This is a genomic window from Labrys sp. E2SS-1L (assembly GCF_057073705.1).
The window spans coordinates 2,146,878-2,170,209 of sequence record NZ_CP172712.1; the positions used below are offsets into that span (position 1 = coordinate 2,146,878).

Sequence of the window (23,332 nt, forward strand, 5' to 3'; positions counted from 1 at the left end):
TCTCTTTGGAAAGCAAAGGTGGGGCATCTTACATAGAACCAACGCCCCCGCTCAATAACCGGGGTAAAAACATACAGGCCGTATAGCCTGCCTGATGAATAGCCGGCTCTTTATCTCATTTTCCAGCCCATTCAGGCCAGTGCTATCTCCCGCCTTTCGGCATTGGCTCGACCGGCGGCGTCGAGGCAGGCAATCAGGTGGCGCGCATAGGTCCCGTCGACGGGAACCGGTGCGTTCGCCTCGATGGCAGCCGCCATGGCCCGCCATTCGGCTTCGACCGCGCGCTGCATCCAGTCCGGATCGGCGGAATGGGCGATCGGCGTCCAGCTGCCGCCGCGCCCGATCGAGACGCCATGCTCGAAATCGATCCTGAGGGTGCCGCCCTCGCAGACGAGGTCCATGGCAAAGCCTACGGCGCCGTCGCGATAGCCGACGCTGGCGACCTGGCCGATGCGCCCATCCGCAAAACGCAGCAGCATCAAGGCACTGTCATCGGCTTCCTGCTGGTGGAACCAAGTGCCGGAGAGAGCGCTCACCGTGGCCACTTCGCTGCCCATCAGCCAGACGAGGCGATCGAGAGCGTGGATGCCGGCCGTCATCAGCATGCCGCCACCCGTGACGTTGGAAAGATGCCAGGGACGCCGATTGGCTTCCATCCACAATTTGATCATCCAGCTCGAGCCGAGCATCGGTCGGCCGAGCGTGCCGCCGTCGAGGATCTCCCGGGCGACGAGGCAGGGGCGGGCGAAATGCATGACATGGCCGACCATCAGCTTGACGCCGGCCTTGGCCACAGCGGCGTTGATCGCATCGCATTCGGCCAGCGTCGGCGCCATCGGTTTTTCCAGCAGGACATGCTTGCCGGCCTGGGCCGCCGCCACCGCCATTTCAGCATGGAGATGATGGGGGGTGGCGATGACGACGGCGTCGACCGCGGAGTCGTCGAGCACGGCGCGCCAATCGGTGTGGGCATGGCCGCCATGTTCGTGGGCGAATACCCGGGCGGCTGCGGCGTCTTCCCGGCATATGGCCGCGACACGCAAGCCCTGCGTCGCGGCAATCGCCCTGGCGTGAACCGCGCCGAAATGGCCGGCCCCGATGATGCCGATACCGATCATGCTGCCACCCTCTCATAGGCTTCGTCGATCAGCGTCATGGCCCGCCAATAGTCTTCGATCCCGACGAGAGGAGCTTCGCCGCGTGCCAGCCGGGCCAGCGTATCCGCCATGAAGGCCTTGTAGCGCTCGCCGGGCAGCAAGGGCGGTTCCTCGCGCGTGGCCGCATCGTCGAGCGTCGTGATGCGGCAATGGTCCCCGTGGTCGACGAGATAGGCGTTCGCGCTGGAGACGCGCCATTCGAAGTCGCCGCCCGGCGCCATCGAGGCGTAGGTATAGCCGGCCTCGATGGTGACGATCAGCCCCCGGCCATTGCGCAGGGTCAGGATGGCGTAGTCCTCGACGGCCTCGCCATGGAGATGGCCGAGAGAGGCGGCAACCAGCTCCAGCCCGTCATCGCCCGCCAAAGCCAGTGCGGCATCGACGCCATGGATGCCGAGATTGCGCAGGGCGCCGCCGCCGCTGGTCTGCGGTGCCAGCAGCCAGGGCACGCCGTCGATCCGGTAGCGCTCCGGTGGCCCGTTCACGATGCGGAACTGGGCGTGAGAGAGCTCGCCGAGCCGGCCGGTAGCGGTCAGTTCGGCGATGCGCGGCCAGATCGGGCTGCAGCGATTGGGAAGCGGCACGGCGATGAAGGCGCCCCGCCGGCCGCGATCCCTGAGTGGTTCGAGTTCGGATGCTCCCAGTGCAGCCGGCTTTTCCAGCATCACGGCGAGCCCCGCATCGACAAGCGAGATTGCGCGCTCGACCAGACCCGTTGGACTGCCCATCAGCACCACCAGGTCCGGCCGGGCCCTGGCCAAGGCCTCGGGAGAGGCCTGGGTCTCGAGGCCGTTTTCCCGGGCAAAGCGCGCCGCGACATCGGCATCCTCGTCCCACACCCCGGTGATGGTTGCCCCGGCCTGGTGGGCGGCCTCCCGGTGCATGGCCGCATGCCAATGTCCAACGCCGGCCAGGGCGACGCGCATGGCCATTTCCTCCGTCCTCCAAAGATTGACTTGACAGATATCCTACAAGTCAATCACTATCAAGCCACGGACAACGAGGGCTGGTGGCTGTGGATGCGGCAGGGGCAGGCAAGGTGAAGTCGATCAAGCCGCTCGACCGGCCGCCGCTCCTGCATGTTTCCGTGCAGGAGAGCCTGAAGAGCTACATTGCCGACAACCAGCTCGGGCCCGGCTCGGCGCTGCCGCCGGAAGGGTTCCTCGCCCAGCAATTGGGTGTCAGCCGCAATTCGGTGCGCGAGGCGATCAAGGCGCTGGAGTCGGTCGGTATCCTGGAGACGCGCCGTGGCATCGGCGTCTTCGTCAAGGCCTTCTCCTTCGCGCCATTGCTCGACAATCTCGCTTATGGCCTGGGCGGGGCCCTGCGCGAGGTCGAGGAGGTGCTGGAGATCCGCCGCGTGCTCGAGGTCGGCTTGATCGCCAAGACGGTCGCGCTGATCGGCGAGGACGACATCGAGGAATTGCGCCACACGGTCGAGCAGATGCGGCAGGCCGCCGAGCGCAACCAGAGCTTTGCCGCCGAGGACCAGCGTTTCCACAATCTGCTGTTCCGCTGCCAGGACAATCGCATGCTGACCAGCCTGATCGATGTGTTCTGGCTCGCCTTCTACAAGGCATCGGATTTCGTCAACCTGGCCAATATCGATCCGATGGCCACCTGGCAGGACCATTACGACATCTATGCCGCCGTGGCGGCGCGGGACGTCGAGGCCGCTCGCAGCCGGCTCGACCAGCACTATGACGGCATCGCCCGCCTGCTTGCGACCAGGAAGACAGCGCCGACGCCCGACTGAGAGGCCTGCGGCACGACCAGACAAGAAGAGACGAGGGGAGAAATCATGGCACTGAGGAAGATCGCGCTCGCGCTTTTGGCCGCGACGATCATGGCAATGCCCGCTGCCAAGCCAGCCCGGGCCGCGGATGGCACGGCGATAACGGGGGCTTTTGATGTCGGCCCGGGCGGGTTCCAGGGCAATTTCAACCCGCTGGCAGCCACCGGCGGCTTCACCTGGCTCAATCTCTATTTCGAGCCTCTGGTGATCTATGACGGCAGACTGGAGAAGATCGAAGGGGCGCTCGCCACCAAATTCGAGGTCGGCGCCGACAGGCTCTCCTACAGCTTCACCCTGGCCGATACCAAATGGCATGACGGCCAGCCCTTCACCTCGGCCGACGTGAAATTCACCATCGAGACGGCCAAGAACGGCGCGACAGGTTCGGTCTTCGCTGCCCGCCTCAGCGCGATCCAGGCGATCGAGACCCCCGACGCCCATACGGTGGTCCTGAAGCTGTCGGCCCCGAATGCCGGCCTGCTCGACACGCTGACCCAGCTGATGATGCTGCCCCAGCATGCGCTCAAGGACATTCCGGCCGAGACGCTCGCCAAGAATCCCTGGTGGTCGAAGGCGCCCGTCGGCACCGGCCCCTACAAATTCTCGCGCTATATCACCGACCAATATGTCGAGCTCGCCGCCAATGACGAGTATCGCGGCGGTAAGCCGGTGACGGGACGCATCATCAACCGCTATTTCGCCAATACGGCGGCGGCGGTGGCGGCCCTGCGCGCCGGGGAGATCAGCTTCAGCTATGTAGAAGCCGACGACGCCGCATCCTTCAAGGGCAACGATGCCTATCGCGTCATCGACGGCAATTCCTTCGTGGTCAATTATCTCGGCTTCAACCAGGAGGCGCCTTTGTGGAAGGACCTCAAGGTGCGCCAGGCCGTGATGCACGCCATCAACCGCGACGCGATCGTTCAGAGCCTCTATGGCGGGGCCGCCAAGACGGCCAATTGCGGCTATGTCGCCGATCGGCTTCAACCCGCCGGCCTCGATCCCTACGCTTATGATCCCGAAAAGGCCAAGCAATTGCTGGCCGAGGCGGGCTGGGACAAGATCAATGGCGACAAGCCGATCACCCTGCTGACCTATTACAACACGCCGCAGGCCACCAATGTGCTTGCCGCCGTGCAGGCCATGCTGTCCCAGGTTGGCATCAATGTGGTGCCGCGCGCCGTCGATACCCCGACCTATAACGGCACGATCTATGCCCAGAAGCCGGATTGGTCTCAGTTCCCGCTCGTCTATGCCGGCCTGCGCAACGGCCCCGATCCCGGTGGCCTCAACATGGGTCTCAACGAGAAGCAGATCCCGCCGCAGGGTGCCAATTTCCTGCGCATCAGGATGCCCTCGGTGAGCGGGGCCTTCGATGCCGCGCTGAATGAATCCGACGACGCCAAGCAGGCCGAGCGCTACCAGGCGGTGTGCAAGGCGATGAATGCCGATTTGCCCTGGGCGACGCTCTGGGTCGCCAATCGCTATGGCGTGGCGTCCAGCAAGCTGAAGAACTTCGTCTGGCTGCCGGCCCCCGGCGGCGGGCCTTACGCGGCACATCCGGAGAAATGGGCGGTGGAATAGGGAGCTTTACGGCATCCCATCAAGAAGGGCGCAACTTGCCTTCTCCGCGAAGTGGGGAAGGTGCCCAAACGAAGTTTGGGCGGATGGGGTGGGGCGAGCCGAGCGGGGAGCGAAACAAGCCTGCTCAACCGTCGTGCCAAGCTTCAAAGAACATCGCGTTGCTCGCCACACCCCATCCGACCCGGCTTCGCCGGGCCACCTTCCCCACTTCGTGGAGAAGGCAAGTTGCGCCCTCCGTTGTTGGACCTCTGTCGAGATATCGGATGTGTCCGCACATCCTCCATGAGGAACGCCATGCTGCGCTATTACCTCAATCGCCTGCTGGTCGGGGCGGCCATGCTCGTCGCCTTGAGCCTGCTGGTCTTCATACTGCTGCGCCTGGCGCCTGGCGATCCGATCGACGCCTATATCAATCCGAATGTGGCGATGTCGCAGGAGGAAATGGCGGCCGTGCGCAGCCGGCTCGGCCTCGACCAGCCCTTGCCGGTGCAATATGCCGCCTGGCTTGCCAGCGCCGCCAGAGGGGACCTCGGCTTCTCGCTGCAGCGCAATGGCGACACGGTGCTCGGCCTGATCGGCGAGCGTATCGGGCCGACGCTCTTGCTGATGGGGGCGGGGCTGGCGATCGCCATCGTCATCGGCATCGCCACGGGCATTCTCGGCGCCGTCAGGCGCAACTCGCCGACGGATGTGGGCCTGTCGATCGCCGCCTTCTTCGGCATCTCCAGTCCCGCCTTCCTGACGGCCCTGGTCGGTCTCTACGTCTTCTCGGTGCTGCTGCGCTGGGCGCCGTCGGGCGGCATGCTCACCCCGGGCGCGCCCTTCTCGGTGGCGGACCTGCTGCGCCACCTCATCCTGCCGGCTCTCCTGCTCTCGATCGGCCATGCCGCGCTGATCATGCGCTATATGCGCGCCTCGCTGCTGGAGGTACTCAACCAGGACTATGTGCGCACCGCCCGCGCCAAGGGGGTCAAGGAATTCTGGGTCATCGTCAAGCATGCGCTGCGCAACGCTCTGCTGCCGGTGGTCACGCTGATCGGCTCCACCATCGGCATTGCCGTGGGCGGCGCGATCTTCCTGGAAAGCGTGTTCAACTGGCCCGGCATGGGGCTGCTGCTCGTCAATGCGGTGTCGACGCGTGACTATCCGGTGATCATGGGCGCGACCCTGGTGGTGGGCGCCTGTGTCATCGTCGTCAACATCCTCACCGACGTCGCCTATGCGGCCGTCGATCCGCGCATCAAGGTTGCCTGAGATGGCGATTTCGACACAGCTTCGGTCCCGTGGCAACGGTCCGCTCGCGCGGGCGATGAGGCGCTTTGCCGCCAACAACGTCACGCTTGTGGGCCTTGCCATCCTGCTGGTCATGCTGGCGCTGGTGGTCTTCCATCCCTGGCTGCTGCGCTACAAGCCCAACGACATCGACCTCCTGGCCATCAACAAGGGCCCGAGCGCCGCCCACTGGTTCGGCACGGATGGTGTCGGGCGCGACATTCTCGCGCGCGTCCTGCGCGGCGGCCGCATCTCCCTGCTGGTGGCAGGCAGCTCGGTGGTGATCTCGCTGGTCATCGGTTATGTCGTCGGAGCGCTCGCCGCCATGGCGGGGCGTGTCGCCGATGCGGTGATCATGCGCCTGGTCGACCTCGCCATGACGCTGCCGCCGGTGATCCTGCTCCTGGTGATCGCCTCGATCACCGGCGCGGGCATCCTCTCCACCATCGCCGTGATCTCGCTGCTGTCCTGGCCGGTGCTGGCACGCATGGTGCGGGCGCGGCTGATGGAACTGCGCGAGCGCGACTTCGTCATCGCCGCGCGCGGCATGGGGGCCACGCTCGGCCACCTGCTCTGGCGCCATGGCCTGCCCAACACCATCGACATCCTCGTCGTCTATGCCGCGCTGCAATTTGCCGCCGCCATCCTGCTGGAAGCGGGCCTCTCCTTCCTCGGCCTCGGCATCCCGCCGCCGGAAGCGAGCTGGGGCAACATGCTGAACGCCGCCCGCAGCACCGTCGTGCTGGAGCAATACCCCTGGCAATGGCTGTTCGCCGGCGCTGCCCTCGTCCTCACCGTGCTCGCCATCAATTTCGTCGGCGATGGCCTGCGCGATGCCTTCGATCCTCGTTCCGAACTCAACTGACTGCAGAGAAGGTTCTCCATGTCTTCCGCATCCCCCCTGTTCCACGGCGTCGTGCCGCCGGTCGTCACGCCCCTGACCGCCGATCTCCAAGTGGACTATCCCTCCTTCGCGCGGGTGATCGAGCACCTGATCGCCGGCGGCGTGCATGCCCTGTTCGTGCTGGGATCGACCAGCGAGGTCGTCTTCCACGACGAGGCCACGCGCCGGAAGGTGCTGGAATTCGCGGTCGAGACCGTCAATGGCCGGGTGCCGGTGCTGGCCGGCGTCGTCGATCCCACCACCGATCGCGTCATCGCCCATGCCAGGACGGCGCAGTCGATCGGGGTGAGTGCGGTGGTCGCCACCGCGCCCTTCTATGCCCGCACCAGCGCGCCGGAGGTGATCGATCATTTCCGCTATCTGCGGGAAGCGATCGACGTGCCGGTGGTCGCCTACGACATTCCGGTCTGCGTGCATTTCAAGCTCGACCGCCACACCGTGGTGACGCTGGCCCGCGAGGGCAGCATCGTCGGCCTGAAGGATTCCAGCGGCGACGACGGCAATTTCCGCTATGCCCTGATGGACCTTGCCGATCGTCCCGAGATCATGATGATGACCGGCTCGGAGATCGTCTGTGACAGCGCCCTGCTGATGGGCGCCCACGGCATCGTGCCCGGCCTCGCCAATGTCGATCCTGCCGGCTATGTCCGGCTCTACGACCTCTGCCGCAAGGGGGACTGGGCAGGCGCGCGCCAGGAGCAGGAGCGCCTCTGCCGCCTGTTCGAGATGGTCTGGGTCGCCGCGCCGCGCGTCAGCGCCGGCTCGGCCGGCGTCGGCGCCTTCAAGACGGCGATGCGTCGGCTCGGCATCATCGAGACCAACGAAATGGCGCGCCCGCAGCGAGCATTGAACGAAGCCGAGGCGGCCACGATCGAGACGATCCTGCGCCAGACCGGCCTGTTGAGCTGAGCATGGTGATGGCGGCACCCGCGATCCTGGAGATAGAGGGCCTGAACACGGTGTTTCGCGTCGGCGGACGCGAGGTGTCCGCCGTGTCCGATCTCGATCTTGGCATCGGTGTCGGCGAGACGCTGGCGCTGGTGGGCGAGTCCGGCTCCGGCAAATCGGTGACCGGCCAATCCATCATGGGGCTGCTGCCCGGCAAGATCGCACGCGTCGCCGGAGGCACGATGCGGTTCCGGGGCCGGGACGGGATCGCCCGCGATCTCGTCGCTCTGGATGCCGAGGAGCGCCGGCACATCCGCGGCAACGAGATCAGCATGATCTTCCAGGAGCCGATGACCAGCCTCAACCCGGTCTACACCATCGGCGACCAGATCGCCGAGCCCATCCGTGTGCACAAGGGCCAGCCGCGCAAGGCGGCCATGGCTGCCGCCGTCGGGCTGCTCGACAAGGTGGGCATCCCCGATCCCGCCCGGCGGGCCCGCCAATATCCGCACGAGCTCTCCGGCGGCATGCGCCAGCGCGCCACCATCGCCATGGCGCTCGCCTGCGATCCCGTGCTGCTGTTCGCCGACGAGCCGACCACGGCGCTCGACGTCACCATCCAGGCCCAGATCCTCGATCTCCTGCAGCGCCTGCAGGCGGAGAACGGCATGGGGGTGTTGTTCGTCACCCATAATCTCGGTGTCGTCGCCGAGATCGCCCATCGTGTCGCGGTGATGTATGCCGGCCGCATCGTCGAGCAGGGGCCCGTTCGCGAGGTCTTCCGGCGCCCGCGGCATCCCTACACCAAGGGCCTGCTCGCTTCGGTGCCGCGACTGGGCGAGGCGACGCGGCTCAAGAAGGCCGGTGGACGCCTCGCCGCCATTCCGGGCGCCGTCCCCAGCCTTGCCGCCATGCCGCGGGGCTGTGCCTTCGCTCCCCGTTGCTCCCTGGCCCTGCCGGCCTGCCGCGAGGCCATGCCCGCACTGGCGGAAGTCGGGCCGGATCATGCCAGCCGCTGCATCCGTTCGCAGGAGTTGTGAGATGGAGACGTCCCTTTCCGGCTCGCCGCTGCTTCAGGTACGCGGGCTTGCCAAGCAGTATGGCAGCGGTTTCGGCCGTGCCGCGCCCGTCCGGGTGCTCGACGACATTTCCTTCGAGGTGAAACGGGGCGAAGTCGTCGGGCTGGTCGGCGAATCCGGTTCCGGCAAGACCACGATCGGGCGCTCGATCCTGCGGCTGATCGAGCCGAGCGCCGGCGAGATCCTGTTCGAGGGCAGCGACATCGCGCGCCTGTCGGCCGGGGACCTGCGCCGCCAGCGCCGGCGCATGCAATATATCTTCCAGGACCCCTTCGCCAGCCTGTCGCCGCGCATGACCATCGGCGAGATTCTGACGGAAGGGCTGAACATCCAGGCGATCGGCACGCGCCGCGAACGCCTCGACAGGGCCCGCGCCGCCCTCGAAGCCGTCGAGCTGCCGCCCGATGCCCTCGACCGCTACCCTCACGAATTCTCCGGTGGCCAGCGCCAGCGCATCGGCATTGCCAGGGCGCTGATCCTGCAGCCGGACCTGATCGTCGCTGACGAGCCGGTCTCGGCCCTCGACGTCTCGATCCAGGCCCAGATCGTCAATCTCCTGCGCGACCTCCAGGCCCGCCTCGGCCTGACCATGCTGTTCATCTCGCATGACCTGGCCGTGGTGGAGTTCATCGCCGACCGCGTCATCGTGCTCTATCTCGGCCGCATCATGGAAATCGCGCCCTGCGACCGGCTCTACGAGGCGCCCAGGCACCCCTATACAAGGGCGCTGCTGTCGGCGATCCCCGAGCCGGACCCGGATCGGCCGCGCCAGCGCCAGATCCTGAAGGGTGACATTCCCTCCGTTGCCAATCCCCCCTCGGGCTGCGTCTTCCGTACACGCTGCCCGCACGCTATCGAGGCCTGCGCCCGCGAAATCCCCAAGCTCGAGGAAGTCGAGCCAGGCCACTTCAAGGCCTGCATCCGGCAGGACATCAGCCTATGACCCTTCGCGGCAATTGGGCCACGCTGCTGCTGCCGATCGCCACCGACGACGCGATCGATTTCGGCCATCTCGGCGAGGAGATCGACCTCCTGATCGCTGCGGGCGTCGATGGCATCTACTCCAACGGCACGGCCGGCGAGTTCCACAACCAGACCGAAGCCGAATATGAGGCGATCCAGGCACTGCTGGCCGAAAAATGTCAGGCGGCCGGCATGCCCTTCGTGATCGGCGCCTGCCAGGGCGATCCCCGCCAGTCGCTGGAGCGGGTGCGGCGGGCAACTGGGCTGCAGCCGGCGGCGATCCAAATCATCCTGCCGGACTGGTGGCCGGTGACGGACGAGGAGGCCATCGATTTCCTGGCGATGATGGCGGAGGCGGCGCGGGGCCTGCCGCTGGTGCTCTACAATCCGCCGCATGCCAAGCGCGTCCTGTCGCCGGAGTCACTCGGCAGGCTGGTGCGGGCGGTCCCAGCCGTCAAGGCGATCAAGCTCGCCGATGGGGATGACGCCTGGTATGCGGCCGCACGCCGGCATCTGGCCGGCGTCGCGCTCTTCGTCCCCGGCCATCATCTCGCCACCGGCATCAAGGCAGGCGTGGCGGCCGGTGCCTTCTCCAACGTGGCCTGCCTCAGCCCCCGCGGCGCGCAGGCCTGGACCGACAGCATGGCCGCTGACATCGAGGCCGCACTCGATCTGGAGCGTCGGCTCTGCCGCTTCATGGATGAGCACATCGTGCCGTTCCGGCGCGATCACGGCTATTCCAATGCTGCATTGGACAAGCTCCTGGCCGCCATCGGCGGCTGGGGACCCGTCGGTCCGCGCCTGCGGCGGCCCTATCGCTGGATTGCAGAGAGCGAGGCGGAGCGATTGCGCCCTATCGCCAGAGCGCTCCTGCCGGAGCTGTTCGAGGCGTAATGTCCTGGGATCGCCGGCTTCCAGCCGGCATCTTCCTCTCCTGGTTCCAAGAGCCGGCTGGAAGCCGGCGGTCCCAGGGACTATCCCAGCTTCTTCTCCAGCTCCGCGTAAAGCGCGCTCTGCGGCTCGAAGACGAAATCGAGGCTGGTGACGGCGATCGAGGCGGCGCCTTGCGCCGTCAGCCAGGCTGCGAAGTCGAACAGCTGGCCGGCCGGCACCAGGAAGGTGAGGGGCTGGCCCGGGGCCGGCAGGCCGAAGGGGGCGCCGGCACCGAAGAGCTCGCCGGCATCGCGCAGATGCTGCTGGTTGACGCCGCGCAGGATGCAGCGGATCTCACGCTGGGCGCTGCCCTTGGCCTTGGCGGCAAGGCGACCGAGCATGGCGGCCGCGCCGGCGCGGGCCCGCTCGTTCCAGTCGGCTCCGAGCGAAGCCACCAGATTGGCCTGGCTCTTCAGCATGATGCCGTCCTCGATCACCTTCAGCGCATTGGCGGTGAGGGTGGAGCCGGTGGTGGTGATGTCGACGATGAGATCAGCCGCTCCGGAGGCCGGTGCACCTTCGGTGGCACCCAGGCTCTCGACGATCAGATAGTCGGCGACGCCATGCGCCGAGAAGAAGGCGCGGGTGAGGTTGATATATTTGGTCGCGACCTTGAGGCGGCGGCCATGGCGCTGGCGAAAGCTCGCGGCAACGTCCTCGATGTCGGCCATGGAGCGCACGTCGATCCAGGCCTGCGGCACCGCGACCACGACATTAGCCTGGCCGAAGCCGAGCGGCTGCAGCAGGGTGACGCGTTCGTCGGCGCGCGCAATGTTCTCGCGCACCAAATCCTCGCCGGTGACGCCGAAATGGATGGCGCCCGAGGCGAGCTGGCCGGCGATCTCGGAGGCGGAGAGGAACAGCACCTCGACATCGTTCATGCCGGGCACGGAGCCGCGATAGTCGCGCGCACCGCGCTCCTGCACGAAGCGGATGCCGGCGCGCTCGAAGAAGGACGTGCAGTTTTCCTGCAGCCGGCCCTTGGACGGAATGCCCAGAAGCAGCGGGGAAAGGGCAGGGTTGTTCATCATGCGTCTCCGCCAAACCGGTCGAGCCAGATCGAGCAGCCAACCGCCGGCACGGGCTCGGCGGCGCCGAGCTGCGCCATCAACTGGTCGTAGCGTCCGCCGCCGACGCGGGCGGCGGCTTCCGGTTCGGCCGGATCGGTCAGCTCGAAGACGAAGCCGGTGTAATAATCGAGGCGGCGGCCGAAGCCGGTGGCGAATTTGATGGCGGTCACCTCGATGTCGCGGGCGGCGAAGAAGCCGGTGCGTTCGTCGAAGGCATCGAGGGCCGCGTTGAGGTCGAGCCTGGCTTCGCCGGCAATGGCGCGCAGTTCGGCGCTGGCACTGTCGGGATCGCCGCTGACCGCAAAGATCCGCCGGGTGATCGCCACCTTGTCGGCATCGACGCCGAGGCCGGAAGAGAGCGCCGCCTGCTCCAGGAAGCGGTCGGCGATCTCGTCGACGCTGCGCCCGCCGATCGGTTGGATGCCGGCGATCGACAGCAGATCGGCGACGGCGGCACGGGCCGAGCCCGGGTCCGAGCCTTCCAGGGCCGCGAGGAAGCCGGCATAGGCTGCGGCGCCGTTCTTGGGGGCAGAACTGCCGAGGCGAGCCAGATCCTCGTCGAGATCCTTGGAACGCCTGAGGTCGCTGGCCAGCCGCCGCCGCCAGACCGGCGGCAGGTCGAGCGCATCGAGCATGGCGGTGACGATGCCGGCATCGCCCATGCGGATGTCCGGCTGGGCAAGGCCGAGATCTCCGGCCGCCTCCAGGGCGATGGCCAGCATCTCGGCATCGGCGGCCGGCTTGTCGCCGCGGCCGAAATTCTCGAAGCCGGCCTGCAGGAACTCGCTCGGGCCGTCGGTGCGGAAGCGGAAGACCGGGCCGCGATAGGCATAGGCACCCACCCCACCGGCCTTCACGGCCTTGAGATGATGCAGCGACACCGGAATGGTGAAGTCAGGCCTCAGGCAGAATTCCTGCCCCTCGGCATCGGTGGTCAGGAAGGCGCGGCGGCGCATGTCCTCGCCGAGTAGATCGAGGAACAGGCCCGCCGGCTGCAGGATCGGCGGGTCGACCAGCTGATAGCCCGAGCGCGAGGCGAGCGCGTCGAAGGCTTCATAGGCGGGATGGGGCATGCCGGCGGTCCATGGTGAATGTCGGGGGTCTTCTAGCAGGGCAGGCGACGAGGTGCGACTGGAAAGGGCAAACGAGGTTTATGCTGGAGCGCGGACATCCTGTCCGCTCTTGGAAACACCACGGTCGAGACGAGGAAGAGCGGACAGGATGTCCGCGCTCCAAATTACCCCAGCATTTCCTTCACGACCTTGACCAGCTCGGCCCGCGGCACCTGGCGCTGGGCGACCCTTGCCTCGCGCCATTCGCTGTTGTCGGCAATGGCCTTGGCCATTTCGGCACCGAGCGCGAGGTCCTTGAGCTGGACCTCGCCCTTCTCGGCCTCGTCCGAGCCCTGGATCACCGCGACCGGTGCCTTGCGGCGGTCCGCATATTTGAGCTGGGCCTTCATGCCGGAGCCGCCGAGATAGACCTCGGCGCGGATGCCGGCCTGGCGCAATTCGCTGGCCATGGCCTGGTAGTCGGGCAGGCGCGCCTGATCCATCACGCAGACCACGACGGGGCCGGCGACGCCGGCGGTGTCGACGCGGCCGAGGGCGGTCAGGGCCGAGAGCAGGCGCGAGACGCCGATGGAAAATCCGGTTGCCGGCACGGGCTCGCCGCGGAAGCGGGCGACGAGGCCGTCATAGCGTCCGCCGCCGGCGACCGAGCCGAAGCGCACCGGCCGGCCCTGCTCATCCTTGACCTCGAAGGTGAGCTCCACCTCGTAGACGGGGCCGGTGTAATATTCGAGCCCACGCACGATCGAGGTGTCGATCAGGATGCGGTCGGTGCCATAGCCGGACTTCTCAACCAGTTCGGCGATGCGGGCGAGTTCCTCGACGCCCTCGCTGCCGGCAGTCGAGCCCGAAACCAGCGGGCGGATGCGCGCGAGCGTATCGGCATTGGAGCCGCTCTGTCCCGCCACATAGTCGAGGATGGTCTGCGCCTGGTTGTCGTCGAGCCCGGCACCCTTGGTGAAATCGCCGGACTCGTCCTTGCGGCCGGTGCCCAGCAGCGCCCTCACGCCCTCCAGGCCGAGCCGATCGAACTTGTCGATGGCGCGAAGCACCGTGAGGCGGCGGCCGGCATTCTCGTCACCGGCGAGGCCGATCGCCTCCATGATGCCGTCGAGCACCTTGCGGTTGTTGACGCGCACCACATAGGAGCCGCGGGGAATGCCGAGCTTTTCCATGGTGTCGGCGGCCATCATGCAGATCTCGGCATCGGCCGCGACCGAGGCCGAGCCCACGGTATCGGCGTCGAACTGCATGAACTGGCGGAAGCGGCCGGGACCAGGCTTCTCGTTGCGGAAGACATAGCCGGCCCGGTAGCTGCGATAGGGCTTGGGCAGGGCGTCGAAATTCTCGGCGACATAGCGGGCCAGCGGCGCCGTCAGATCATAGCGCAGCGACAGCCATTGCTCGTCGTCGTCCTGGAAGGAAAACACGCCCTCGTTCGGGCGGTCCTGGTCGGGCAGGAACTTGCCGAGCGCGTCGGTATATTCGACGAAAGGCGTTTCGACCGGGTCGAAGCCATAGCGCTCATAGACTTCCTGGATCACCGAAACCATGGCGCGCGTCGCCGCGATCTCGCCGGCATTGCGGTCGACGAAACCGCGTGCCTGCCTTGCCTTCAATTTCTGCTTCTTGTCGCCGGACATCGCTGCAACCTTCAAAATTCTTGCCGCTGTTTAGGCAGCAAAACCGGTTGGGGCAAGAATGGAATGCAGGATTGTCATTGTTGCACCGATTGTAAGCTGGCTGAAAGCTGGCTGCTTTATGCCTAGGACCGAGCCCTCCCGCATATCCGCTTGCGAGAAGGAGGAGGGACAGGAAACGCAACAGGAGAGACCATGCCGAGCAGACGCACCTTGCTTGCCGCCGCCACCTTTGCCGCCATCATCGGGCTGGTGCCCGCCGCACAGGCCGCCGAGAAGATCGTCATCGTGGTCGGTGGTTATGAAAAGCAGATCTACCTGCCGGCCAAGCTTGCCGAGAGCCTGGGCTATTTCAAAGATGAAGGGCTCGACGTCGAGCTTCTCAACGATACCGCTGGTGTCGATGCCGAGACGGAGATGCTGGCCGGCACCGTGCAGGGCGTGGTCGGCTTCTACGACCACTGCGTCGACCTGCAGGGCAAGGGCAAGTTCGTGCAATCGGTCGTGCAGTTCAGCCAGGCGCCGGGCGAGGTCATCCTGGCTTCGAGCAAATATCCGGACATGAAGTCGGCCGCCGATTTCAAGGGCAAGGATGTCGGGGTCACCGGACTTGGCTCCTCTACCAACTTCCTCACGCTCTATCTCGCCGAGAAGGCGGGCGTGAAGGCGAACGAGTTCACCACGCTGCCCGTGGGCGCCGGTGCCACCTTCATCGCCGCCATGCAGCAGGACCAGATCCAGGCCGGCATGACCACCGAACCGACCATCGGCCGCATGCTGAAGTCCGGCGCCGCCCGCGTGCTGATCGACATGCGTACGGTCAAGGGCTCGGAAGAGGCCCTGGGCGGTACCTATCCTGCCGCCTCGCTTTATATGCCCACGGCCTGGGTCGAGAAAAACAAGGATGAGGTCCAGAAACTCGCCAACGCCTTCGTGAAGACCTTGCGCTTCATCAACACCCACACGGCCGCCGAAATCACCGAGAAGATGCCGAAGGAATTCTACGGCGACGACAAGGACGGCTACATCAAGGGCCTGGAAGCGGGCAAAGGCATGTTCACGGCCGATGGCGTAATGCCGGAGGACGGCCCGAAGACGGTGCTGGCAGTCCTGCAGAGCTTCAAGAAGGAATTGCAGGGCAAGCAGATCGACCTCTCCAAGACCTTCACCACCGAGTTCGTGAAGAACGTAAAGTAGGCGGACGGCCTTTTCCGGGAGCAGCAGCCGTAAATGGGCAGCTGTTCCCTGGCTCCGGCATGCAGGCTGCTGCGTTCCCGCCAAGATATGCCAAGCCTTCGTGCCGTTCCGGCCAGATCACGAAACATTTCGTCCTATCCCGCGGCTTTTCCCCCAAGGAGGAAAGCATGAGTCAAGCTGTGCCCATGGCGTCGGCCTCCTCGCCCGCCATCGAACTCATCAACGTCACGCGCCGCTTCGTCACCCCGACCGGCAAGTCGATGACGGCGATCCGCGATTTCTCCATGACGGTCGAGCGTGGCGAGTTCGTCGCCGTGGTCGGGCCTACGGGCTGCGGCAAGTCGACCACGCTCAATCTGGTCACGGGCCTCGCCCGGCCGAGCGCCGGCGAGGTCCGCGTGATGGGCGGAGCGGTCAATGGTATCGACCCCAGTGTCGGCTTCGTCTTCCAGGCCGATGCGGTCTTCCCCTGGCGCAACGTCATCGACAATGTTGCGGCGGGACCGATGTTTCGCGGCGTGTCGAAGCGCGAGGCCTATGCCGAGGCACGGGAATGGCTCGCGCGCGTCGGCCTGCCCCGTTTCGAGAACCACTATCCCCACCAGCTCTCCGGCGGCATGCGCAAGCGCGTCGCTTTGGCGCAGACCTTCATCAACCAGCCCAAGATTCTCCTGATGGACGAGCCCTTCTCGGCGCTCGACGTGCAGACCCGCGTCGTCATGCACGATGTGCTGCTGAAATTGTGGGGCGAATCCAAGGCCTCCGTCGTGTTCGTGACCCATGATCTCGACGAGGCCATCGCGCTGGCCGACAAGATCTATGTACTCACCGCCGGCCCGGCCACGGTCAAGTCCGTCTACACGGTCGACCTGCCGCGCCCGCGCATCGTCGAGGAGATCCGCTACGACCAGCGCTTCATCGACTATTCCCGCCTGATCTGGAACGACCTGCGCGAGGAGGTCCAGACCTCCAACCGCCGCGCTTCCGAAGCTGCCTGAGAGGAGATGGACGATGAGCGATGCAGTACTTTCTCCCAAGGCTCCCGAGTTCCGGCCCGGCACCTCAGACGCGGAAATCGAGGCAGCCGTCGCCAAGGCGGCGCGCTCCCGCCGCGCCTGGGTCCTGTTCTGGCGCCTGGTGCTTCTCGTCGCCCTGCTGGGCCTGTGGGAAGTCGCGGTTCGCCTGGAATGGATGACCGACCTTGCTTTGGGCATGCCGAGCACCGTGGTGGTGCGCCTGTGGCAGTGGATCACCGAGGGGGCCAATGGTACGCCGCTCTGGTATCATTTGTGGGTGACCGTCGAGGAGGCCACCATCGGCTTCGTGTTCGGCTCCATCGCCGGCGTGCTCGTGGGCGTGGCGCTCGGGCGCAACGCGTTCCTGGCCGATATCTTCTCGATCTACATCAAGGTCTTCAACTCGATCCCGCGCGTGGTCCTGGCGCCCGTCTTCATCATCATCTTCGGCCTGGGTATCGGCTCGAAAGTGGCGTTGTCCTTCGTGATGGTGTTCTTCCTGGTCTTCCAGAACGCCTTCCAGGGCGTGCGCGAGGCCGACCGCTCGCTGATCGCCAACGCCCAGATCCTCGGGGCCAGGCCCTGGCAGCTCACGCGGGCCGTGATCATTCCCTCCGCCATGAGCTGGATCTTCGCCAGCCTGCATGTCAGCTATTCCTTCGCCATCACCGGCGCCATCGTCGGTGAATTCGTCGGCGCCCGCCTCGGCATCGGCCAGCTGATCGCCATCGCCAAGGGCTCGTTCGACGGGCCGGGTGTGGCGGCCGCGATCATCATCATCATGCTGGTGGTGCTGGCGGCCGGTGCGCTGATGGGCCGTGTCGAACAGAGCCTGGCCAAGTGGCGGCCCAAGCCTCTGTCCGATCACTGATCCGGAACACGGCATTCCTTATGGCGTGATGTTTCGAAAAGCGGGCGGGGAGTTGATCCCCGCCCGCTTTTTCCTTGCCTGTCTTCCGGCAGCCGGACAATGCCGGCATCACCCATCGAAGGCGGGCAGCAGGACCAGCACGGCCAGGCCCGGCGAGGGTACCCGGTCCTGCAAGGTGACGGTGCCCTCATGGGAGGCGACGATCTCCTTCACCACCGCCAGCCCCAATCCGGTGCCCTCGACGCCGCTGGTCAGCCTCCGGTAGAAGCGCTCGAACACCTTCTCGCGCTCTTCCGCCGGGATGCCGGGGCCATTATCCTCCACCCGCAAGGCGACTCGCGCCCCGCCCGCTGCACGCAGCCGCACCGTGACCGTGCCTCCCTTGGGCGTGTAGCGCAGGGCATTTTCGATCAGATTGGTCGCAAGCTCGCGCAGCAGCGTGGCATGGCCGCTGACAGGCAGCGCGGCGGGAGCACCGTCGAAGCCGAGGTCGATGTCGCGCTCCATGGCCATGATCGCGAGATTTTCCACGGCTTCGCGGCAGATGGCGTTGAAATCGACCTTTTCGCGATGAAGCAGCGTGCTTCCCTGTTCGGCGCGTGCCAGGCTGAGAAGCTGGTTGGACAGGCGTGTCATGCCCTCCACGGTCGTGCCGATGCCCGTCAGGGCCTCATGGGCCGCCGCCACGTCCGAACCGCGCTTGCCGACGCCGATCTGCGCCTTCAGCAACGTCAGCGGGGTTCGCAATTGATGGGCGGCGTTGGCGATGAAGCGCCGTTGGGCGGCGACCTGGCGTTCGACCTGCGCCAGGGCCTCGTTGAGGGCCAGGACCAGGGGTCTCAGTTCGGTCTGGACAGGGGTCGTGTCGAGCGGTTCCAGCGCGTGCGGGTCACGGCGGCGCACCTCGTCGCGCAGGCGCAGGAGCGGCGCCAAGCCCCGGTGCAGGCCGAACAAGGCGAGCAACCCGGCAACGGCGACCAGCAGGACCTCGTCGCGCAGGGTTTTGAGCCATAGGCTCTTGACCAGCCTGTCATGGCCGCGCAGCGTCTGGCCGACGACGACCAGCGCTTCGCCGCCCCTGGTGGAGACCACCGGCTGGGAAAGGGCGACGGCGTAGACGGCCTCGCCGCGATGGGTGCCGGTGAAGTAGACGTGCTGGAAGCCGCTGGGTTGCCGTGGCGGAGGCAACGTCTCCGGATAGCCGGCCAGCAATTCGCCGCGCGGCCCGTTCACGCGGTAGATCACGCGGTCGCGGTCCTCGCTCGCGAACATTTCCAGGGCTGCCGGGGGGATGGGCGCCTGAAAGATGCCATCGCTTTCGCGGACGTTCTCCGCGATCATCCGCGCGGAGGCGAGCAGCATGCGATCGGTGACCAGGTCGGCAGTCTGGCGCGCATTGCGATAGGTGGTCCAGACATTGAACGCCACCACCGCTGCCAGCGGCAGCAGCAGCCAGCCGAGCAGTTCCCGGCGCAGGCTGCGCGAATGCCAGCTAACCGGCATGGGTCTGACGCAGCATATAGCCGAGACCGCGCAGGGTGACGATGCCGACGTCGCTGCCCTCTAGCTTGCGGCGCACGCGATGGACATAGACCTCGATCGCGCTGGGGCCGCCTTCGTCGTCGAAGCCGAAGACATTTTCCACCAGCCGCTCCTTGGGGACGGGGCGCCCGGCACTCAGGAGCAGCGTCTCCAGCACCACATGCTCGCGCGGCGTCACCGGGAGGCTGGTGCCGGCGAGGCTGAAGCTGCGCGACTGGGTGTCGAAGGAGAGAGGGCCGAAGCTGACGACCTGCTCCAGCGTGCTGCGGCCCCGCCGCAATTGCGCGCGTATCCTGGCCTCGAGTTCCTCGACCTCGAAGGGCTTGACGAGATAGTCGTCTGCCCCGCTGTCGAGGCCGCGCACACGGCTGGAAAGTGCGTCATTGGCGGTGAGGATCAGCACGGGAGTCCGGTTTCCCCGCCCCCTGAGGCGCCTGAGGACCTCGATGCCGTCGATCTCGGGCAGGCCGAGGTCGAGAATCACGAGCGCGTATTCCTGTGACTGCAACGCCACGTCGGCCTCGTCGCCGCGATAGACGCAATCCACCGTATATTTGCTCTGGCGCAGCAACCGGCTGACCCATTCGGAGAGGTCGCGATTGTCTTCCGCCAACAGAATGCGCATGGGCCGGGTCCGAACGGCTGAAAAGAAGTGCCGCAACTCTATGGGGTCTGCCGAGGCAAGAGCAAATGCTTCTCTTTACCGGCACGCGGGCATCTGCATTCGGCATGCCGATCCGCTGCCGCCGAGGGCTCTTGCCCGGACTCGAAAAGCAGGGAAGGGTGTCTGGAGAGAAGACGGCCAAACACACAACCGCGGGATCCGGCATGGGGAAGACGACGGCGAGGCGCCTGGTGATCATCGAGGCTCCCAGCAATCTCGGGCTGATGCCGCTGGGCGACGATGTGGAACCGGGAACGCGCCATGCTCCGGCGACGTTGCGCCAACTCGGCCTGCACGACCGATTGGCGGTGGAGCGCGTCGTCACGGTAGAGCCGCCGGCCTATCGTCGCGACGATGAACGCAGGATCAACATCCGCAACATCGATGCCATTGCCGACTATTCCATCCGGCTGGCCGACGCCGTGGAGGAGACGGTCGAGGCCGGGTGTTTTCCCCTCGTCCTCGGCGGCGATTGCAGCATCCTGATCGGCTCGATGCTCGGCCTGGCGCGGCAGCGTGAGGCCGGTCTCCTCTATGTCGATGGCCATACGGATTTCTACCTGCCCGAGCAATCGGCGACAGGCGGCGGTGCAGGCATGGATCTGGCGCTGGTCACCGGCTGGGGGCCTTCAGCTCTGACGGATCTGGAAGGGCGCTGGCCCTATGTGACGACACGGCGGGTGGCGGCTCTCGCCAATCGCGATCATGAAGCAGGTCCTCCCGCTCCCATTCCCGATATCGCCGAGTCCGGTATGGTCTACAGGCCCCTGGAACAGCTTCGCGCCGAGGGGATTGAAGCCTGCGTCGACGTGGCCCTGAGCGGCATCGATGCCGATCGGGAAGGGTTCTGGATCCATTTCGATGTGGATGCCGTCGACAGCAGGCTGATGCCGGCGGTGGACTCTCCGCAGGCGGACGGCCTCGACTGGGACGAGGCGGCGGTGCTGCTCACCACTGCCCTGAAACGCCGCGCTCTCGGTCTGCAGGTGACGATCTACGACCCCAGCCGCGATCCCGGACATGTCGCCGGAAAGGCCTTGATCGAATGGCTTGCCGAGATTCTGGCGACGGAAACCTGAACCTCGCCGGAGTAGAGCGGTGGCTCAGCGGCGCCGCGTGACGATGTGCACGACATAGGTGAACACCACGAGAAGCGCGATCAGTCTGAGCCAATGCGTGCTTCAAAGTCCGCCCGCGATGACCTCCAGAGTTTGACGAACTGAAGGCTGGCAGGCGTAGCGCCAAGGCGGCGGCCCGTTGCCGCCGTCTGGCCATCGCGCGAGACAGTTCCTATTTTTGTCATTATTGTTCTGTTTTTAAGCAATTTGGATTAAATCTTCGACCGGACCGATACAGATGCTCTCGGTTGGTGCCTTGAGTCTAAGAACATAATTTTAATTTATGCGGTTTACATGACTTCATTCTCACGAATTTTTGCTAAGAAGGTACTAGAGATTGCCATTGTCGCAGCGATCTTGAGTATTCCTGATGTAATATTTTCTTGTTTCGGATGGGATATTTCTCCGTTCAGGACGAGAGAATATTTTGTAACATTATTGTCATTTTCGGTGCTCTTCGCCCTCTCGGCCGGAACCTGGTTCAGAATACTCATCATCGTCCTGGTGTTCTTGAATCAGGCCATCTGGCTCAGTTCGCTCGTATATTTCGGAGCGCCGCTCACGCCCGAGCAGGTAAGGCTGTTTTTCAGCGACACGGCCGATTCGGTTTCGACCGGTTTGCAGGTCCAGAGTGAATTCCTGCTGCCTTTGCTCCTGGCGCTGGCGACGGCTGTCCTGCTCGCGGTGTTCACGCTGATCCGCCCGCTGCGGAGCGGTCGATCCTGGGCCTTTTCTCTCTTGCTCGTTGCGGCCCTTGGCGGCGTCGCGGCACGCTGGGAGCTGCACAAACTGCCGAGCGTGGTGCAGGCCAACGCCTATTCCGCATCCTTCATTTCCAGCGCCAATGCTGGCGTGCTGGCCTATCGTGCGAGCCAGGCGCCTGCGCCGCCGGCTTCCCTGAATGGCCTGGCTGATCATGTCTTCGGCAAGACCGACGTGCCGGAGGGCCGGGCAACCGTCGTGTTCGTGATGGGCGAGTCGATCAATCCGGTGCGAATGTCGCTCTTTGGCGGGGCGCGGCAGACCACGCCGCGTCTCGATCACTTGTTCAGGGAGCCGCCGGCAGGCTGGCGGATGTTCGCCAAGATAGGCTTTTCCGGCGGCGTGGCGACGCTCGCCAGCGTCCCCTCGGCCCTCAGGCTCGTCTATTTCCCCAATTTGGCGGAGCGGCAGCCGGTGAACATTTTCGACATCGCCAAGGATGGCGATTTCGCCAGCTACTACTATTCGGCGCAGGCCATCCATACCATGCAGATCGCCGGCGGAGCCCGGTATGCCCGGCAGTCGAAGACGGTGGAGACCTATGACGAGACGGCCGAGAAGTCGGCCGAGGAGTCGCTTGCCGACGACGTCAAGGATGTGCCGCCGGCGGACCGGCGCTTCATCTATGTCCACCAGCGCGCCGATCACGAGCCCTATCTCGACAATTGCAAGAAATATGCGGGCGAGTTTCAGGTGTTCACGCCACCCGACGGCAGCGCGGACGAAGCGCGGCGCGCACGCTACGATACCGGCCTGCAGTGCTGGGACCGCAGCACCAGTGACATCATTGCCACGATGCTGGCCGAGAAGGACCCGGTCTATATCTTCGTCACCTCCGACCATAACGAGCTGATGGGCGAGGATGGGCTGTGGGGACACCTGATCCGCCATCTGCGCACGGCGGTGGTGCCGGTGATGCTGATGACCAACAGGCCGGATTCAGCGATCGCCAATGCCTTCCGCCAGCTCGACCGTCCCACCCAGTTCCAGCTCATGCAATTGACGGCGCAGGCGATGGGCAAGACCGTCGCAACCAGGGAATATGATCCGTCGGTCTTCTATGTGAACGGCACCATGCCCTTCGGCCAGGCCAAATATATGAAGGTCGAGCGCCTGCCGGACGACGAATATCGGATCTTTCACTATGCCAGCGACGGCTCGCCGGCCGAGCCCCCCGAACACCTCTCATTGAAGGGCGTGTCCAAGGAGCCCGGACATCTGGGCTCCTGAAGGCGGCGGCGCTGGATTGCAAAAGCGCTCCGGTTTGGCTGAGGTCTTCATTTTGAGCGGGATTTGGAGTGTCAGCCGGGAGGCTGACACTTCGAAGAGATTGTCGCTAACGCCGCTGCCGGAAGAAATCCTGCAGCAAGGCACGCGACGCGGTGGCATGGATGCCTGAATAGACTTCTGGGCGATGGTGACAGGTCGGCGAAGCGTAGAACTGCACGCCATTCTCCACCGCGCCGCCCTTGGGGTCGTCGCAGCCGAAATAGAGACGCCGGATGCGGGCGAAGGAAATCGCTGCGGCGCACATCGGGCAGGGTTCGAGCGTGACGTAAAGGTCCGCACCGACGAGGCGCTCGCTGCCCAGCACCTGGGCGGCGGCACGGATGGCGAGCATCTCCGCATGGGCGGTGGGGTCTTTCAGCGCCAGGGTGCGGTTTCCTTCGCGCGAAAGCACCACTCCGTCCTTGACGACAACCGCGCCGACGGGTACCTCCCCGCGACCTGCGGCAGCATGGGCTTCCTCCAGCGCCAGTTCCATGATCGAGCGCTTCATCTCGTGACATGCCGCCTTTTCTGCTAA

Annotated in this window: 21 protein-coding genes; 13 read left to right on the plus strand and 8 right to left on the minus strand. The window is 65.5% G+C overall.

The window, feature by feature from the left end:
• Positions 1-131: 131 nt before the first annotated feature.
• Both ACIGJE_RS09935 and ACIGJE_RS09940 read right to left on the minus strand, forming a co-directional pair.
• Positions 132-1,118 (minus strand): Gfo/Idh/MocA family protein, encoded by a 987-nt coding sequence (locus ACIGJE_RS09935; RefSeq protein WP_367624272.1) that lies wholly within the window; start codon positions 1,116-1,118, stop codon positions 132-134.
• Positions 1,115-2,083: a Gfo/Idh/MocA family protein gene (locus ACIGJE_RS09940; protein ID WP_367624271.1), complete on the minus strand. Its 969-nt coding sequence runs from the start codon at positions 2,081-2,083 to the stop codon at positions 1,115-1,117. Before ACIGJE_RS09940 ends, ACIGJE_RS09935 begins: the two co-directional genes overlap by 4 nt.
• Before the next feature lie 89 nt (positions 2,084-2,172).
• Between ACIGJE_RS09940 and ACIGJE_RS09945 the strand changes: the two genes are divergently transcribed.
• The 8 genes from ACIGJE_RS09945 (at position 2,173) to ACIGJE_RS09980 (ending at position 10,536) form a co-directional block, all read left to right on the plus strand.
• A complete protein-coding gene (locus ACIGJE_RS09945; protein ID WP_367624320.1) occupies positions 2,173-2,913 on the plus strand; it encodes a FadR/GntR family transcriptional regulator in 741 nt (246 codons plus the stop codon).
• Between the two features lie 45 nt (positions 2,914-2,958).
• Positions 2,959-4,536 carry an ABC transporter substrate-binding protein gene (locus ACIGJE_RS09950; RefSeq protein ID WP_415080431.1) on the plus strand — a complete coding sequence of 526 codons (1,578 nt, stop codon included), beginning with the start codon at positions 2,959-2,961 and terminating at the stop codon, positions 4,534-4,536.
• 294 nt (positions 4,537-4,830) lie between these two features.
• Positions 4,831-5,790 (plus strand): ABC transporter permease, encoded by a 960-nt coding sequence (locus ACIGJE_RS09955; protein ID WP_415080432.1) that lies wholly within the window; start codon positions 4,831-4,833, stop codon positions 5,788-5,790.
• Position 5,791: 1 nt separating this feature from the next.
• Entirely contained in the window at positions 5,792-6,673 is an 882-nt protein-coding gene (locus ACIGJE_RS09960) for an ABC transporter permease (protein WP_415080433.1), read from the plus strand.
• A gap of 18 nt (positions 6,674-6,691) precedes the next feature.
• A complete protein-coding gene (locus ACIGJE_RS09965) occupies positions 6,692-7,621 on the plus strand; it encodes a dihydrodipicolinate synthase family protein (RefSeq protein ID WP_367624268.1) in 930 nt (309 codons plus the stop codon).
• Between the two features lie 2 nt (positions 7,622-7,623).
• Positions 7,624-8,640: an ABC transporter ATP-binding protein gene (locus ACIGJE_RS09970; protein ID WP_415080434.1), complete on the plus strand. Its 1,017-nt coding sequence runs from the start codon at positions 7,624-7,626 to the stop codon at positions 8,638-8,640.
• A gap of 1 nt (position 8,641) precedes the next feature.
• Positions 8,642-9,622: an ABC transporter ATP-binding protein gene (locus ACIGJE_RS09975; protein ID WP_415080435.1), complete on the plus strand. Its 981-nt coding sequence runs from the start codon at positions 8,642-8,644 to the stop codon at positions 9,620-9,622.
• Positions 9,619-10,536 carry a dihydrodipicolinate synthase family protein gene (locus ACIGJE_RS09980; RefSeq protein ID WP_415080436.1) on the plus strand — a complete coding sequence of 306 codons (918 nt, stop codon included), beginning with the start codon at positions 9,619-9,621 and terminating at the stop codon, positions 10,534-10,536. The genes ACIGJE_RS09975 and ACIGJE_RS09980 overlap by 4 nt, the downstream gene beginning before the upstream one ends.
• Positions 10,537-10,616: 80 nt before the next feature.
• On the opposite strand, the gene hisG is transcribed toward ACIGJE_RS09980, so the two are convergent.
• The 3 genes from hisG to hisS all read right to left on the minus strand — a co-directional run bounded on the left by hisG (position 10,617) and on the right by hisS (position 14,358).
• Positions 10,617-11,603 (minus strand): ATP phosphoribosyltransferase, encoded by a 987-nt coding sequence (hisG, locus tag ACIGJE_RS09985; protein ID WP_311944714.1) that lies wholly within the window; start codon positions 11,601-11,603, stop codon positions 10,617-10,619.
• A complete protein-coding gene (locus ACIGJE_RS09990) occupies positions 11,603-12,718 on the minus strand; it encodes an ATP phosphoribosyltransferase regulatory subunit (RefSeq protein WP_415080437.1) in 1,116 nt (371 codons plus the stop codon). Before ACIGJE_RS09990 ends, hisG begins: the two co-directional genes overlap by 1 nt.
• 164 nt (positions 12,719-12,882) lie before the next feature.
• Entirely contained in the window at positions 12,883-14,358 is a 1,476-nt protein-coding gene (gene hisS / locus ACIGJE_RS09995) for a histidine--tRNA ligase (RefSeq protein ID WP_415080438.1), read from the minus strand.
• A gap of 192 nt (positions 14,359-14,550) precedes the next feature.
• Here hisS and ACIGJE_RS10000 point away from each other — a divergent pair, with 192 nt between their 5' ends.
• The 3 genes from ACIGJE_RS10000 (at position 14,551) to ACIGJE_RS10010 (ending at position 17,439) form a co-directional block, all read left to right on the plus strand.
• Complete coding sequence (locus ACIGJE_RS10000) at positions 14,551-15,552, plus strand: ABC transporter substrate-binding protein (RefSeq protein WP_483679949.1); 1,002 nt, start codon at positions 14,551-14,553, stop codon at positions 15,550-15,552.
• 167 nt (positions 15,553-15,719) lie between these two features.
• Complete coding sequence (locus ACIGJE_RS10005; RefSeq protein ID WP_311944710.1) at positions 15,720-16,550, plus strand: ABC transporter ATP-binding protein; 831 nt, start codon at positions 15,720-15,722, stop codon at positions 16,548-16,550.
• Between the two features lie 13 nt (positions 16,551-16,563).
• Complete coding sequence (locus ACIGJE_RS10010) at positions 16,564-17,439, plus strand: ABC transporter permease (protein ID WP_311944709.1); 876 nt, start codon at positions 16,564-16,566, stop codon at positions 17,437-17,439.
• 108 nt (positions 17,440-17,547) lie between these two features.
• Here the strand turns inward: ACIGJE_RS10010 and ACIGJE_RS10015 are convergent, their stop codons facing one another.
• Complete coding sequence (locus ACIGJE_RS10015; RefSeq protein WP_367624262.1) at positions 17,548-18,942, minus strand: sensor histidine kinase; 1,395 nt, start codon at positions 18,940-18,942, stop codon at positions 17,548-17,550.
• Complete coding sequence (locus ACIGJE_RS10020; RefSeq protein WP_311944706.1) at positions 18,932-19,606, minus strand: response regulator; 675 nt, start codon at positions 19,604-19,606, stop codon at positions 18,932-18,934. The genes ACIGJE_RS10015 and ACIGJE_RS10020 overlap by 11 nt, the downstream gene beginning before the upstream one ends.
• 203 nt (positions 19,607-19,809) lie before the next feature.
• On the opposite strand from ACIGJE_RS10020, the gene ACIGJE_RS10025 reads away from it, so the two are divergent.
• Complete coding sequence (locus tag ACIGJE_RS10025; protein WP_483679952.1) at positions 19,810-20,724, plus strand: arginase family protein; 915 nt, start codon at positions 19,810-19,812, stop codon at positions 20,722-20,724.
• A 477-nt stretch (positions 20,725-21,201) separates the two neighbouring features.
• On the plus strand, positions 21,202-22,755 hold the full coding sequence (locus ACIGJE_RS10030; RefSeq protein ID WP_415080440.1) for a sulfatase-like hydrolase/transferase: 1,554 nt from the start codon (positions 21,202-21,204) through the stop codon (positions 22,753-22,755).
• 106 nt (positions 22,756-22,861) lie between these two features.
• On the opposite strand, the gene ACIGJE_RS10035 is transcribed toward ACIGJE_RS10030, so the two are convergent.
• Positions 22,862-23,305, minus strand: a complete 444-nt coding sequence (locus ACIGJE_RS10035; protein WP_311944701.1) for a nucleoside deaminase — start codon at positions 23,303-23,305, stop codon at positions 22,862-22,864.
• Between the last annotated feature and the right edge of the window lie 27 nt (positions 23,306-23,332).

Excerpts from the sequence above, each read along its gene's own strand:
- ACIGJE_RS09935 (WP_367624272.1), bottom strand. The coding sequence starts at position 1,118 with ATGATCGGTATCGGCATCATCGGGGCCGGCCATTTCGGCGCGGTTCAC.
- ACIGJE_RS09940 (WP_367624271.1), bottom strand. The coding sequence starts at position 2,083 with ATGCGCGTCGCCCTGGCCGGCGTTGGACATTGGCATGCGGCCATGCAC.
- ACIGJE_RS09950 (WP_415080431.1), top strand. The coding sequence starts at position 2,959 with ATGGCACTGAGGAAGATCGCGCTCGCGCTTTTGGCCGCGACGATCATG.
- ACIGJE_RS09955 (WP_415080432.1), top strand. The coding sequence starts at position 4,831 with ATGCTGCGCTATTACCTCAATCGCCTGCTGGTCGGGGCGGCCATGCTC.
- ACIGJE_RS09960 (WP_415080433.1), top strand. The coding sequence starts at position 5,792 with ATGGCGATTTCGACACAGCTTCGGTCCCGTGGCAACGGTCCGCTCGCG.
- ACIGJE_RS09965 (WP_367624268.1), top strand. The coding sequence starts at position 6,692 with ATGTCTTCCGCATCCCCCCTGTTCCACGGCGTCGTGCCGCCGGTCGTC.
- ACIGJE_RS09970 (WP_415080434.1), top strand. The coding sequence starts at position 7,624 with ATGGTGATGGCGGCACCCGCGATCCTGGAGATAGAGGGCCTGAACACG.
- ACIGJE_RS09975 (WP_415080435.1), top strand. The coding sequence starts at position 8,642 with ATGGAGACGTCCCTTTCCGGCTCGCCGCTGCTTCAGGTACGCGGGCTT.
- ACIGJE_RS09980 (WP_415080436.1), top strand. The coding sequence starts at position 9,619 with ATGACCCTTCGCGGCAATTGGGCCACGCTGCTGCTGCCGATCGCCACC.
- hisG (WP_311944714.1), bottom strand. The coding sequence starts at position 11,603 with ATGAACAACCCTGCCCTTTCCCCGCTGCTTCTGGGCATTCCGTCCAAG.
- ACIGJE_RS09990 (WP_415080437.1), bottom strand. The coding sequence starts at position 12,718 with ATGCCCCATCCCGCCTATGAAGCCTTCGACGCGCTCGCCTCGCGCTCG.
- hisS (WP_415080438.1), bottom strand. The coding sequence starts at position 14,358 with ATGTCCGGCGACAAGAAGCAGAAATTGAAGGCAAGGCAGGCACGCGGT.
- ACIGJE_RS10000 (WP_483679949.1), top strand. The coding sequence starts at position 14,551 with ATGCCGAGCAGACGCACCTTGCTTGCCGCCGCCACCTTTGCCGCCATC.
- ACIGJE_RS10005 (WP_311944710.1), top strand. The coding sequence starts at position 15,720 with ATGAGTCAAGCTGTGCCCATGGCGTCGGCCTCCTCGCCCGCCATCGAA.
- ACIGJE_RS10010 (WP_311944709.1), top strand. The coding sequence starts at position 16,564 with ATGAGCGATGCAGTACTTTCTCCCAAGGCTCCCGAGTTCCGGCCCGGC.
- ACIGJE_RS10015 (WP_367624262.1), bottom strand. The coding sequence starts at position 18,942 with ATGCCGGTTAGCTGGCATTCGCGCAGCCTGCGCCGGGAACTGCTCGGC.
- ACIGJE_RS10020 (WP_311944706.1), bottom strand. The coding sequence starts at position 19,606 with ATGCGCATTCTGTTGGCGGAAGACAATCGCGACCTCTCCGAATGGGTC.
- ACIGJE_RS10025 (WP_483679952.1), top strand. The coding sequence starts at position 19,810 with ATGGGGAAGACGACGGCGAGGCGCCTGGTGATCATCGAGGCTCCCAGC.
- ACIGJE_RS10035 (WP_311944701.1), bottom strand. The coding sequence starts at position 23,305 with ATGAAGCGCTCGATCATGGAACTGGCGCTGGAGGAAGCCCATGCTGCC.